Below are 13,852 nucleotides of genomic sequence, written 5' to 3' on the forward strand. Positions count from 1 at the left end.
TATCCGTAGCCCGCTGCCCGTAGCGGATATCCGCTACAAGCCTCGCGCACCCAGACCCTGCAAGCTTGACCCGTTCAAGCCCTATATCCTTGAGCGCGTGGCCGCTGCCAGGCCCCAGTGGATCCCCGCCAGTGTACTGCTGCGTGAGCTCCGTCAGCGTGGTGACGAGGGCGGGTACAGCATGCTGACCGCTTTCCTGCACCCCATGAAGCAGCCCATTACTGAAGAGGTAACGCGCTTCGAGACCGAACCTGGCTTTCAGATGCAGGTTGATTTCACCATCATCAGGCTCGGTCATAACCCACTGCTGGCCTTCGTCGCCACGCTGGGCTGGAGCCGCGCGACTTTCGTTAAGTTTGACAGCAACCAGGACTCCGCTGCCTGGTGTGACGGCATTGAGTCTGCGCTCAGGTTCTTCGGCGGGACGCCGCATCAACTGCTGTTCGACAACGCCAAGGCCATCATCATTGAGCGCGATATCTACGGCCCCGGCAAGCATCGCTGGAACCCACAGTTGATGCACGTTGCCGAGAAGTATGCTTTTACCCCCAAGGTCTGCCGCCCCTATCGCGCCAAGACCAAGGGCAAGGTTGAGCGGTTTAACCATTACCTCAAGAACAGCTTTATCGTGCCCCTTACCGCGACTTTCCGGCAGGCCGGGCTGGTACTGGATGTTCCCGCTGCCAACGCTCGCATTGGCGAGTGGCTGGTCACTGGCGCGAACACGCGAGTGCATGGCACCACAGGCGTAGCGCCTGAGCAGCGCATGCCGCGCGAACGCGCCGCATTATTGCCGTTACCGAAGGTGACGTTGGCATTGCCTGCACCTGTCCCAGTGCTCAGCCAGCGTCCGGTGCCGAGCGAGAGCCTGCAACATCCTCTGGCAACGTACCAGGCCTTGCTCGAGGTGCCAGCATGAACCTTCAGCATGCTCGTATTGCCGCGCTCTGCGAACAACTCAAGCTCGACCGTCTGCCGGCAGAGTGGCCCAGTGTGGCACAGGCGACCATCGACAACAGCGGCACACATGCCGACTTCCTGGAAGCCGTTTTGCAGCTCCAGCATGATGGCCAGAACGAACGGCGTCGCCAGACCATTTTGCGGTTATCAGGCCTGCCGGTGATAAAAACACTGGCGCAGTTCGATTACGCCTATGCCAGCGGCGTTCCACGAAGCCAGATCCAGGAGCTGGCAGGTCTGGCATTTATCGAACGTCAGGAGAACGTTGTCCTGCTAGGGCCTTCAGGCGTCGGCAAAACGCACCTGGCGACCGCCATTGGCTATAAAGCCGCGATGGCGGGGTTAAGCATCCGGTTCATTACCGCCGCCGACATGATGCTGCAACTGATGGCGTCACACCGTCAGGGTGACCTGAAGGGCTACCTGAACCGCGTTGTAGGTAAGCCTAAGCTGTTGATCATTGACGAAGTGGGCTATCTGCCGTTCGGTAAAATGGAGGCGAACCTGTTCTTTCAGGTCGTTGCTAAACGCTATGAGTCAGGCAGCGTGATCCTGACCAGCAACCTGCCGTTTACGCAGTGGTCCGGAACGTTTGGTGATGACGAAACGCTGACGGCAGCGATGCTGGATCGGCTGCTTCACCATGCGCATATCGCCCAAATCAGCGGCCAAAGCTACCGACTGAAGGATAAGCTGAAAAGCGGTCAAATCCAGAAGAAAACGAAAGCAACAACGTTCGAGTAATTCAAAGGGAGTGGGTCAGTTTTACTTTGGCAGGGGGGGTCAGAATTCGATCGGTATTGACACAAAAGGGCAAACGACGGGTCCGCAGCATCAACTAGCGATAGTGGACGGTGTAGTGAGCCAGGGCTACCGGGTCCGGTTCTACAGCGCCGGTGAGTTGCTGCAGGAGCTGCGTAAAGCCCGGTCATTGCTGAGGCTGAACGAGGTGCTTCTGAAGCCGGATCGCTACCGTGTGATAGTGATAGACGATATGTCAAATGAGACAACGCGGAAACGGGCGTGCTGTTCGAACTTATCGCCCACCGGGAAGCGTAAGGTATTCCCGACGGATGACTCAGTGCGTAAAGTCGTGTGGCTGGCGATACAGGCAGCGGCGCAAAAATGGACGATGCCGCTAAGGGACTGGCGCGTGGCAATGAGTCGCTTTATTTATTATCGAGTTCGGTGGCCGCCTGAACGGCCACCTCTAAGAAGGCATTTACACAGAATCATGTACAGAGTCAGGCAGAACCGCTTTCACCGCGTCGCCGATCTCAGCTAGGCTGCGCACGGTTTTCACGCCAGCCGCTTCCAGTGCAGCAAACTTCTCGTCAGCTGTACCTTTACCGCCTGAAATGATTGCACCCGCATGGCCCATACGCTTACCTTTAGGCGCGGTCACGCCTGCAATATAACCAATAATCGGCTTGGTAACGTACTCTTTGATAAACGCAGCGGCTTCTTCTTCTGCGCTACCACCGATCTCACCGATCATCACAATCGCTTCAGTCTGTGGGTCGTCCTGAAACAGCTTCAGGATATCGATAAAGTTAGAGCCCGGAATGGGGTCACCACCGATACCGATGCAGGTAGACTGGCCGTAGCCAATGTCTGTAGTCTGCTTAACGGCTTCATAAGTCAGCGTACCAGAACGGGAAACGATACCGATACGGCCCGTTTGGTGGATGTGACCCGGCATGATCCCGATTTTGCACTCGCCTGGAGTGATAACACCCGGGCAGTTTGGACCGATCATTCGCACACCAGTTTCATCCAGCTTCACTTTTACCGTCAGCATATCCAGCGTTGGAATACCTTCAGTGATGGTAATGATCAACTTGATGCCTGCATCGATAGCTTCTAGGATACCATCTTTGCAAAACGGAGCCGGAACATAAATCACAGAGGCAGTTGCACCCGTGGCTTCTACGGCTTCGCGCACGGTGTTAAATACCGGCAGTCCGAGGTGGTCAGTGCCGCCTTTGCCTGGGGTTACACCGCCAACCAGCTGAGTACCATAAGCTAATGCCTGCTCGGAGTGAAAAGTACCCTGCCCGCCGGTGAAGCCCTGGCAGATAACTTTGGTATTTTTATCGATCAAAATCGACATTATTTACCCTCCGCTGCGGCAACAACACGCTGCGCCGCATCACTCAGGCTGGTTGCTGCAATAATATTCAGGCCGCTGTCTGCCAGTTTCTTGGCACCCAACTTGGCATTGTTACCTTCCAGACGAACCACTACCGGTACGTTCACGCCCACTTCAGCGACCGCGCCAATAATACCGTCAGCAATCAAGTCGCAGCGTACGATACCGCCGAAGATGTTAACGAATACGGCTTTTACCGCGTCGTCAGACAGGATGATTTTGAATGCTTCGATGACGCGCTCTTTGGTTGCGCCGCCGCCAACGTCAAGGAAGTTAGCTGGCTGGCCACCGCTCAACTTCACCATGTCCATGGTGCCCATTGCCAGACCAGCTCCGTTTACCATGCAGCCGATGTTACCTTCCAGTGCCACATAGTTCAGTTCCCACTGCGCTGCGTGTGCTTCGCCTGAGTCTTCTTGGCCTAGGTCACGCATTTCGCGCAGCTCAGGCTGACGGAAAAGTGCGTTGCCGTCGGCAGTCAGTTTACCGTCCAAGCAGACCAGATTGCCCTGCTTGGTGATGACCAGCGGGTTGATCTCAACCAGTGCTAGGTCACGTTCCAAGAACAGCGTTGCCAGCCCCATGAAGATCTTGGTGAACTGACCAACCTGCTTACCGGTCAGACCCAGTTTGAACGCCAGCTCGCGGCCCTGATAGGGCTGTGGACCGGTCAGTGAGTCCAACGCCATTTTATGAATCAGGTCCGGGGTTTCTTCCGCCACTTTCTCAATTTCTACGCCCCCTTCAGTAGAAGCCATAAACACCACACGACGAGTGCCACGGTCTACTACTGCGCCCAAGTACAGCTCCTGGTCGATGTCGGTGGCAGATTCAACCAGAATCTGGTTAACCGGCTGACCATGTGCGTCTGTCTGGTAGGTCACCAGACGTTTGCCCAACCAGTTTTCAGCGAATGCGCGGATGTCTTCTTTACTGTTTACGACTTTAACACCGCCAGCTTTACCACGGCCACCGGCATGAACCTGACATTTCACTACCCACGGGCCAGCACCAATTTTAGAGGCAGCTTCTTCAGCTTCATGCGACGTAGTGCAAGCATAACCGGTTGGTGCCGGTAAGCCATACCGAGCAAACAACTGTTTTGCCTGATATTCGTGTAAGTTCATGATGTTCTATCCATTCAGGTCTAAAAGACTTAGCCACATTGTGGCTACACATAGGGTTGAGCACGGCGCAAGGCCGTACCCAAGGGTTTAGACATCCAGCAGCAGACGCTGTGGATCTTCCAGCAGTTCTTTGATCGCGACCAGATAGCCCACAGATTCACGACCATCGATCAGACGGTGATCGTAAGAGAGTGCCAGATACATCATTGGCTGGATCACTACCTGACCATTCACCGCTATTGGGCGATCTTTAATGGCGTGCATGCCAAGGATCGCGCTCTGCGGTGGGTTAATGATCGGGGTAGATATCAGCGAGCCGAAAACACCACCGTTGGTGATGGTGAAATTACCGCCGGTCAGTTCAGTAACGGTCAGCTTGCCGTCACGCCCTTTCACCGCCAGCTTTTTAATTTTCTTCTCGATATCCGCCATGCTCAGCGCATCAACATCTTTCAGCACTGGTGTTACCAAGCCGCGCGGTGTGGAAACCGCGATACTGACGTCAAAGTAGTTGTGGTAAACCACATCTTCGCCATCAATTGAAGCATTCACTTCCGGATAACGCTTCAGCGCTTCAACCACCGCTTTGATGTAGAAGGACATAAAGCCCAGACGCACACCATGACGTTTTTCAAACGCTTCACCGTACTGCTTACGCAGTGACATAATTGGCTGCATGTTCACTTCGTTGAAGGTGGTCAGCATGGCAGTGCTGTTCTTCGCTTCCAGCAAACGTTCAGCGACGCGTTTGCGCAGGCGCGTCATCGGAACGCGTTTTTCGCTACGGTTGCCGAGTGCAGTTGCTGGAGCAGCAGCAGGTGCCGCTTTAGGTTCTTCCACTTTAGCAGGTGCCTTAGCCAGATGTTTTTCCACATCTTCACGCGTGATACGGCCACCTACACCCGTGCCTTTAATGGCTGCGGCATCGAGGCTGTGCTCAGCAATCAGGCGACGGATTGCCGGACTCAGTGCGTCATCGCTCTCTTCTTTCAACGAAGCAGTCTGGCGCTGCGCCGGAGTAGAATCATTGCTTTCTGCTTTAGCTGAGGTCTCTTTACCGCCGCTGTTACCTTCTTTCAAGCGACCCAGCGCTTGGCGAGAAAGCACGGTCGCGCCTTCTTCTTCCAGAATCGCTTCCAGCACACCATCCGCAGGCGCAGGAACTTCCAGCACCACTTTATCGGTTTCAATTTCTACCAGCACTTCATCACGCTTAACGCTGTCACCGGGCTTTTTATGCCAAGTTGCCACGCTAGCATCGGCTACGGATTCAGGCAGCTCAGGAACAACGATATCTACGCTACTCATTATTTATCCTTATTATTCAACGTTCAGCGCGTCATTAACCAGATCTTGCTGCTGCGTCTGGTGAACGGACATATAGCCTACTGCCGGTGATGCAGATGCAGGACGACCGGCATAACGTAATGAAGCCCCAAACGGCACGACTTCGCGGAAATGATGCTGGCTGCAATACCAGGCCCCTTGGTTCAGTGGCTCTTCCTGACACCAGACAAAGTCATGCACGTGGGAATACTGTTGCAGCACATCCTGCACCGCTTTATGCGGAAACGGATAGGGCTGTTCAATACGCACGATGGCGACATTGGTTTGTTCCTTCTTGCGGCGCTTATGAAGCAGATCGTAATAGACCTTACCGGAGCACAGCACAACGCGTTTCACGCCCTGAGGATCAAGGTCGTCGATCTCACCAATTGCCGTCTGGAACGCACCATTGGCCAGCTCTTCCAGTGAAGATACTGCCTGTGGATGACGTAACAGTGACTTCGGTGACATCACCACCAGCGGACGGCGCATGCCGCGCAGGGCCTGGCGGCGCAGCATGTGGTAAACCTGTGCTGGTGTTGAAGGAACGCAAACCTGCATGTTCTGCTCGGCGCAAAGTTGCAGATAACGCTCAAGGCGGGCGGAAGAGTGTTCCGGACCCTGGCCTTCGTAACCATGCGGCAGCAGCATTACCAAGCCACACATACGGCCCCATTTCTGTTCGCCAGAGCTGATGAACTGGTCGATAACCACCTGAGCACCGTTGGCGAAGTCACCGAACTGCGCTTCCCAAATAGTCAGGGTGCGCGGTTCCGCCGTCGCATAACCATATTCAAATGCCAGCACGGCTTCTTCCGACAGTACGGAGTCCCATACTTTGAAGATGCCCTGACTGTTATGAACGTGCTGCAATGGAGTGTAAGTCGACCCGTTAGCCTGATTGTGGATCACGGCATGACGGTGGAAGAAGGTTCCACGCCCCATATCCTCACCGGAGAGACGACAGGGAATGCCTTCATCAACCAGCGTGGCATAAGCGAGGTTTTCCGCTGCGCCCCAGTCAAACATTTTGTTGCCAGCCGCCATTTCTGCCCGGTCATTATAAATTTTGGCAACGCGCGGCTGCATTTCCACGACTTCCGGCACCATACTGATGCGCTTAGCCAGTTCCTGCAGGCGCTTCAGTTCGATGGTTTCCGGGTAGCCTTCGTCCCAGTCATGGTTGAGGTAAGGCGACCATGTAAAGGAGTGCAGGCTCATCGGGCGCCATTCCGGCACAACGCATTCACCGGCATCCAGCGCATCACGGTACAGGTTGACCATTTCTGTGGTATCTTCCAAGCTGGCGACTTTTTCAGCTTCCAGCTTGTCAGCATAGATTTTACGCGGTGTCGGGTGCTTCTTGATTTTCTGGTACATCACCGGCTGCGTGGCGCTTGGCTCATCAGCTTCGTTGTGACCGTGACGGCGATAGCAGACCAGATCGATAAACACATCGCGTTTAAAGGTATTACGGAAATCGAACGCCAGACGGGTAACAAAGGCCACCGCTTCCGGATCGTCCCCATTGACGTGGAAGATAGGTGCCAACACCATTTTACCAATATCAGTACAGTACTGCGTAGAGCGGGCATCTTTCGGATTTGAGGTGGTGAAACCAATTTGGTTATTGATCACGATACGCACGGTACCACCCACTCCATAGCCGCGAGCCTGGGACATGTTCAGAGTTTCCTGCACCACGCCCTGCCCGATTACCGCGGCATCGCCGTGAATGGTAATCGGTAATACTTTGTTGCTGCTCGGTTTATCCAGACGGTCGAGACGGGCGCGTACCGATCCCATCACTACCGGACTGACGATCTCCAGATGCGATGGGTTAAACGCCAGCGCTAGGTGAACCATGCCGCCTTCGGTTTCCACATCAGAAGAGAACCCCATATGGTACTTCACGTCGCCAGTACCGGGGTGTTCTTTATGCTTGCCGGAGAATTCGTCGAACAGGTCTTGAGGCTTTTTGCCCAGCACGTTGATCAGCACGTTTAGACGACCACGGTGCGCCATTCCCAGCACCACTTCGCGCGTGCCGCTCTTACCGGCATGGCGGATCATCTCATTGAGCATTGGCACCAGCGCATCGCCACCTTCCAGTGAGAAGCGTTTGGCACCCGGAAATTTTGCCCCGAGGTAACGCTCCAGACCTTCTGCTGCGGTCAGCTGTTTGAGGAAGCATTTTTTCTCTTCAATAGAGTAAGATGCCTGCCCTACTACGGATTCCAGACGCTGTTGGATCCAGCGCTTTTCTTCCGTGTTGGTGATGTGCATGTACTCCGCGCCGATCGAACCGCAATAGGTTTGTTTCAGTGCAGCAAACAGGTCCGCCAGTTTCAGCGTCTCTTTGCCAATGGCGAAAGACCCGACGTTGAAACTTTCCTGGAAATCAGCATCGTTCAGACCGTGATAGGCTGGATCGAGATCCGGAACAGCTTCCTGTCTCCACAGGCCAAGCGGATCGAGGTTTGCCTGCTGATGACCGCGGAATCGGAACGCGTTGATTAGCTGGAGTACCTTAACCTGTTTGGCATTGATTTCAGGATCGCTAACAGAGGCCGTATAGCGCGAAGCATCTTTCGCCAGACGGCGGAAATATTCGCGAGTGGTGGAGTGAAATTGCTCAGGTCTAACTCCAGTGCCAAGAAGTCGCTGGAAAAGAGTCTTCCAAGCATCATCGACAGAGTCAGGATCGGTTAAAAAGTCCTCATAGAGCTGCTCTATGTAGGACTGGTTCGCGCCAGCCAGCCAAGTGGAGTTCAGCCAAGGTTTCATCGCGCTGTTATGCATTGTGATCCCTTAAGGATATGTGTGCTTTTTTTCGCCGTGGTTGTATTAGTGGAACCTTTGCAAGTCCCCGCCGCGTTAACGGCTTACCGTGGTACGATATCTTCGATACGAGCGAAAGGCCCGTAAGGGAACCTTTACAAAGGGTTTCCGGCATGATTGCAGTACCGAAAACACCTTAAAAGATCGCCTAGTAAAACGCTGGGAACCTGAGGCTCCCAGTGTTTAGAACTACGCGCCCCGCTGCAGCAGCATCGACTTAATATGGCCGATCGCACGCGTTGGGTTTAGCCCTTTTGGACATACGCTTATACAGTTCATAATGCTGTGACAGCGGAAAACGCTGAAGGCACCATTCAGATTGTCAAGGCGCGCATCGGTTTCAGTGTCGCGACTGTCAATCAGGAAACGGTAAGCGGCCAGCAGGCCTGCCGGACCAATAAATTTGTCTGGATTCCACCAGAATGACGGGCATGAGGTGGAACAGCAGGCACAAAGAATACATTCGTACAGGCCATCAAGCTTTTCACGCTGTTCTGGCTCCTGCAGATGCTCCTTTGCTGGTGGATTATTCGCATTATTCAACAGGTAAGGCTTAATTCTCTTATATTGAGTATAGAATTGCCCCATGTCTACCACCAAATCACGGATTACCGGTAAACCGGGCAGCGGGCGGATGACAATCTTCTGTTTACCATTACCCAGCGCAGAGATAGGGGTAATACAGGCAAGACCATTTTTACCGTTCATGTTAATACCGTCGGAACCACACACCCCTTCACGGCAGGAGCGGCGGAACGCTAACGTCGGGTCTTTCTCTTTCAGACGCATCAGCGCGTCTAGCATCATCATGTCGTGACCGTCCTCTGACTCCAACGTATATTCCTGCATACGCGGAGCATCGTCGACTTCCGGGTTATAGCGATAGATGGAAAATTCGAGTCTCATGGTTATCCCTGCAAACTAGTACGTACGGGCTTTCGGTGGGAAGGCCGCACGCAGTTTCGGCTGCATGTTCACCTCACGGCGCGTCATGCTTTCACTTTGCGGCAGATACAGGCTGTGGCATAACCAGTTTGCATCGTCACGTTCAGGATAGTCGAAGCGGCTGTGTGCCCCACGGCTTTCGGTACGGTAGTTAGCTGATACTGCGGTGGCGTAGGCCGTTTCCATCAGGTTATCCAACTCTAAGCACTCAACACGCTGGGTGTTGAAGTCAGGAGAGCGGTCATCCAGACGGGCATTCTTCAGGCGCTCACGCAACACTTCCAGTTCTGCCAGACCTTTTGCCATGGCATCACCTTCGCGGAACACCGAGAAGTTATGCTGCATGCAGGACTGCAAGGCTTTGCGCAGTTCTGCCGGGTCTTCACCGGTCACATTGTTATTCCAACGGTTCAGACGAGCCAGAGAGGCTTCGACCTCTTCTTCGGTGGCCTCACGCAGTTCGCCCTGTTCGGCAATCGACTCCTGCAGATGGACTCCGGTTGCACGACCAAAGACCACCAAATCCAGCAGTGAGTTACCGCCTAGGCGATTAGCCCCATGAACGGAAACGCAGGCAATTTCACCCACGGCGAACAGGCCAAAGATCAGCATATCTTCGCCCTTTTCATTCACCGTCAGTGCTTGACCGCTTACGTGGGTTGGAATTCCGCCCATCATGTAGTGGCACGTTGGGATAACCGGAATGGGCTCTTTCACCGGATCGACGTGAGCGAAGGTACGTGACAGCTCTAGGATACCAGGCAAACGCGCTTCCAAGACATCTTTACCTAGGTGGTCCAGCTTCAGCTTAGCGTGTGGACCCCAAGGACCATCGCAGCCGCGGCCTTCACGAATTTCAATCATGATGGAACGTGCTACCACATCACGACCGGCGAGATCTTTGGCATTTGGCGCATAGCGCTCCATGAAACGCTCACCGTGTTTGTTCAGTAGATACCCGCCTTCACCACGGCAGCCTTCGGTGACCAGCACGCCCGCCCCGGCAATACCGGTTGGGTGGAACTGCCACATTTCCATGTCCTGCACCGGCACACCGGCACGCATCGCCATACCCACACCGTCACCGGTATTGATATGTGCGTTAGTTGTCGACTGATAAATGCGCCCAGCTCCGCCCGTTGCCAGTACGGTAGCGCGCGCTTTGAAGTACACCACTTCACCATCTTCAATATTCAGTGCGGTGCAGCCGACGATAGCGCCATCGGTGTTTTTCACCAAGTCCAGCGCATACCACTCAGAGAAGATAGTGGTTTTGTTTTTCAGGTTCTGCTGATAAAGCGTGTGCAGCAGGGCATGACCGGTACGGTCAGCGGCAGCGGCAGTACGTGCCGCCTGTTCGCCGCCAAAGTCTTTAGACTGGCCGCCGAATGGACGCTGGTAGATACGGCCATCATCCAGACGAGAGAATGGCAGCCCCATATGCTCCAGCTCTAGGATCGCTTCCGGGCCGGTTTTACACATATACTCAATCGCATCTTGGTCGCCGATATAGTCGGAACCTTTCACCGTGTCGTACATGTGCCATTCCCAGTTGTCATCATGGGTATTACCTAGGGCAACGGTGATACCACCTTGCGCAGACACGGTATGGGAACGGGTTGGGAAAACTTTAGACAACAGGGCACAGCTCTGGCCCGATTGGGAAATTTGCAACGCGGCGCGCATACCTGCGCCGCCTGCGCCGATAACAACGGCATCAAATTCTCTTACTGGCAACTTCATTACGCACCCCACACAACTATAGTTCCATAAATCGCATATACCAACAGCGCAACCACAATCACCAGCTGCAGCAGCATACGCATCGCCAGTGATTTAATGTAGTCGGTCAATACCTGCCACATGCCAATCCAGCCGTGCACTAAAATGGAGAACAGCGTCAGAAGGGTGAATACTTCAGTAAAGGAGGATGCAAAAAATCCGCGCCAGATGTCATAGGTCAAGGTCCCAGATATCACAATAAAACCGAGGATATACAGCACATAAAGGGTCATAACCATGGCGGCAGCACGCAGCAGCAACCAGTCATGAATGCCGTTGCGACCCAGTGCAGAAGCGTTGCTTACCATACGAGGACTCCAGCTAGGATTGAAAGCACGACAGTGATACCGAATGCAATTTGCGCGGAGAGCTTACCCGTTTGCAAGGTTTCACCCAAAAAGCCAAAGTCCATCATCATATGGCGAATGCCGCCGGCGATATGGTACGCCAGAGCGGTTAAGATGCCCCACATAATGAATTTAACGATAAAGCTGTCCATAACGGCAGATGCCTGCAGGAAGCCTTCAGGTGAAGAGAGCGACAGACCTAGTAACCAAAGCAGAATCCCGATCGCCACGAAGGTGATCACACCGGACAAGCGGTGGAGAATGGACGCAATTGCAGTTAAGGGAAACCGGATCGTAGTGAGATCCAAGTTGACAGGTCTTTGTTTTTTCACGGTTTTTCCCACACAGCCTTTCTTATTTTGCTTCCTCCGGTCCTGAAGGCGGGCCAAACAGCGTTAATAAGGCAAGCATTCGCGCTAGGCACCAAAACTACAACGAACGCCCAGTGTCAAAAACGACGCGCATGAAACGCTGAGTGGCTCCTATTGCAGGGTATTTCCGGAGACCTAGCGGCAGTATAGGTGGATCACATTCTCATTACAATTCCCCTACAAACACTTTGGAAACATTTCGGCGGAACAGTGATCAGCCTCACAATTAATACAATTTTAATCATTATATTTAACATTGGTTAAATATTATTATTACAAGTGGACAGATATAAAGTTCGTATTATGCACAAAAGTTATGGGGATACACTTTCCCCTAAGCACAAGTTATGTAACATTGAATAGACTATCAGGATTGGTTATCACTTTTTGGTATAGTCATACCGCACCGATGAACGACCATGTTACACATCAGAATTGCGCCACTCCGGTCAGCACGCGCCCGTCACTCTGTACCCTGCACGTAAAAAGATGCCACAGAGTTGATTACCTTATGCGCTAGGCAAGAGGCTGGGGAAATGCCGCGTTCTGTTGATTACGATCCCTATATAAGGCGCTAAGGAGACTGTAAAATGGCTGATAAAAAAGCAACGCTAACCCTCGATGGCGAAGCTCCTATTAAACTTAATGTGCTAAAAGGCACATTGGGTCAGGAAGAAATTGATGTCCGTACTCTCGGCTCAGAAGGTTACTTCACTTTTGACCCTGGCTTTACCTCTACTGCGTCTTGCGAATCTAAAATCACCTATATCGACGGCGATGAAGGCATTCTGCTGCACCGTGGCTTCCCGATTGATCAGCTGGCTCTGCACTCCAACTACCTAGAAGTGTGCTACATCCTGTTGAACGGCGAAGCCCCAAGCGCAGAGCAGTTCGAAGAATTTAAGACCACGGTGACGCGGCACACTATGCTGCACGAGCAGATCCACCATCTGTTCCGTGGTTTCCGTCGCGATTCACACCCAATGGCCGTGATGTGCGGTGTAACCGGTGCGCTAGCAGCATTTTACCATGATGCGATGGACGTCAACATTGAGCGCCATCGTGAAATCGCCGCTTTCCGCCTGCTGTCAAAAATGCCGACCATGGCCGCGATGTGCTACAAATATTCCATTGGTCAGCCGTTTGTTTATCCGCGCAACGATCTCTCCTACGCCGGTAACTTCCTCAACATGATGTTCTCCACGCCGTGCGAAGATTACGTGGTGAACCCGGTGCTGGAACGTGCGATGGATCGTATTCTGATCCTGCACGCTGACCATGAGCAGAATGCTTCAACTTCTACCGTGCGTACCGCAGGCTCTTCCGGTGCTAACCCGTTTGCCTGTATCGCGGCAGGGATCGCTTCCCTGTGGGGGCCAGCACACGGCGGTGCCAATGAAGCCTGTCTGCGAATGCTGGAAGAGATCAGCACCGTTGAACACATTCCTGAGTTCCTGCGCCGCGCCAAAGATAAGAACGATGCGTTCCGTCTGATGGGCTTCGGTCACCGCGTATATAAGAACTACGATCCGCGCGCCACCGTAATGCGTGAAACCTGCCACGAAGTGCTGAATGAGTTGGGTATGAAAGATGACCTGTTGGAAGTGGCAATGGAGCTGGAACACATTGCGCTGAACGACCCGTACTTCATCGAACGTAAACTCTATCCAAACGTCGATTTCTATTCAGGCATCATTCTGAAAGCGATGGGCATTCCGTCTTCCATGTTTACCGTGATCTTCGCGATGGCGCGTACCGTGGGCTGGATTGCACACTGGAAAGAGATGCATGATGACGGCGTGAAAATTGCCCGTCCACGCCAGTTGTATACTGGCTACGATCAGCGCGATTTCACGTCGAATATTAAGAAGTAATCCCACAAAATAGAAGGGTCAGGCATGCCTGACACCTACGGGGCGCGGTATCACTGCTGCGCCCCGTTTTATTTCTGAGACCCTGTACATGATTTTGTGTAAATGCCTTTTTAGAGGTGGTCGTTCA

At 53.3% G+C, this 13,852-nt stretch carries 11 protein-coding genes and 2 pseudogenes; 5 read left to right on the forward strand and 8 right to left on the reverse strand.

What is annotated here, in order from left to right; genetic code table 11:
• The 4 genes and pseudogenes from istA to BBW68_RS15125 form a co-directional block, all read left to right on the forward strand.
• A partial coding sequence (istA, locus tag BBW68_RS00005) for an IS21 family transposase (protein WP_222563049.1) occupies positions 1-919 on the forward strand: 919 nt, incomplete at its 5' end.
• A complete protein-coding gene (gene istB, locus BBW68_RS00010; RefSeq protein ID WP_070133482.1) occupies positions 916-1,704 on the forward strand; it encodes an IS21-like element helper ATPase IstB in 789 nt (262 codons plus the stop codon). The genes istA and istB, both read left to right, overlap by 4 nt.
• A gap of 91 nt (positions 1,705-1,795) precedes the next feature.
• Positions 1,796-2,010 (forward strand): annotated as a pseudogene (locus tag BBW68_RS20980) (ATP-binding protein); the annotation flags it as partial.
• Position 2,011: 1 nt separating this feature from the next.
• Positions 2,012-2,174: pseudogene (locus BBW68_RS15125) on the forward strand (IS256 family transposase); the annotation flags it as partial.
• Positions 2,175-2,182: 8 nt separating this feature from the next.
• Here BBW68_RS15125 and sucD read toward each other — a convergent pair.
• From sucD to sdhC, 8 genes are all read right to left on the reverse strand, one after another.
• Positions 2,183-3,073, reverse strand: a complete 891-nt coding sequence (sucD, locus tag BBW68_RS00015) for a succinate--CoA ligase subunit alpha (RefSeq protein WP_070133483.1) — start codon at positions 3,071-3,073, stop codon at positions 2,183-2,185.
• A complete protein-coding gene (gene sucC, locus BBW68_RS00020; protein ID WP_070133484.1) occupies positions 3,073-4,239 on the reverse strand; it encodes an ADP-forming succinate--CoA ligase subunit beta in 1,167 nt (388 codons plus the stop codon). The genes sucD and sucC overlap by 1 nt, the downstream gene beginning before the upstream one ends.
• Before the next feature lie 87 nt (positions 4,240-4,326).
• On the reverse strand, positions 4,327-5,547 hold the full coding sequence (gene odhB / locus BBW68_RS00025; protein ID WP_070133485.1) for a 2-oxoglutarate dehydrogenase complex dihydrolipoyllysine-residue succinyltransferase: 1,221 nt from the start codon (positions 5,545-5,547) through the stop codon (positions 4,327-4,329).
• Positions 5,548-5,559: 12 nt separating this feature from the next.
• Positions 5,560-8,367 carry a 2-oxoglutarate dehydrogenase E1 component gene (sucA, locus tag BBW68_RS00030; RefSeq protein ID WP_070133486.1) on the reverse strand — a complete coding sequence of 936 codons (2,808 nt, stop codon included), beginning with the start codon at positions 8,365-8,367 and terminating at the stop codon, positions 5,560-5,562.
• A gap of 228 nt (positions 8,368-8,595) precedes the next feature.
• Entirely contained in the window at positions 8,596-9,312 is a 717-nt protein-coding gene (locus BBW68_RS00035; protein ID WP_070133487.1) for a succinate dehydrogenase iron-sulfur subunit, read from the reverse strand.
• 15 nt (positions 9,313-9,327) lie between these two features.
• On the reverse strand, positions 9,328-11,094 hold the full coding sequence (sdhA, locus tag BBW68_RS00040; protein ID WP_070133488.1) for a succinate dehydrogenase flavoprotein subunit: 1,767 nt from the start codon (positions 11,092-11,094) through the stop codon (positions 9,328-9,330).
• The gene (sdhD, locus tag BBW68_RS00045; RefSeq protein ID WP_070133489.1) at positions 11,094-11,441 is read right to left on the reverse strand and encodes a succinate dehydrogenase membrane anchor subunit; all 348 of its coding nucleotides are present in this window, start codon (positions 11,439-11,441) and stop codon (positions 11,094-11,096) included. The genes sdhA and sdhD overlap by 1 nt, the downstream gene beginning before the upstream one ends.
• On the reverse strand, positions 11,435-11,824 hold the full coding sequence (sdhC, locus tag BBW68_RS00050) for a succinate dehydrogenase cytochrome b556 subunit (RefSeq protein WP_070133490.1): 390 nt from the start codon (positions 11,822-11,824) through the stop codon (positions 11,435-11,437). The genes sdhD and sdhC overlap by 7 nt, the downstream gene beginning before the upstream one ends.
• 617 nt (positions 11,825-12,441) lie before the next feature.
• Here sdhC and BBW68_RS00055 point away from each other — a divergent pair.
• The gene (locus tag BBW68_RS00055; RefSeq protein ID WP_070133491.1) at positions 12,442-13,725 is read left to right on the forward strand and encodes a citrate synthase; all 1,284 of its coding nucleotides are present in this window, start codon (positions 12,442-12,444) and stop codon (positions 13,723-13,725) included.
• Positions 13,726-13,852: the final 127 nt, after the last annotated feature.

This window comes from Candidatus Erwinia dacicola (assembly GCF_001756855.1).
In the GTDB taxonomy this organism is placed as follows: Bacteria; Pseudomonadota; Gammaproteobacteria; order Enterobacterales; family Enterobacteriaceae; genus Erwinia; species Erwinia dacicola.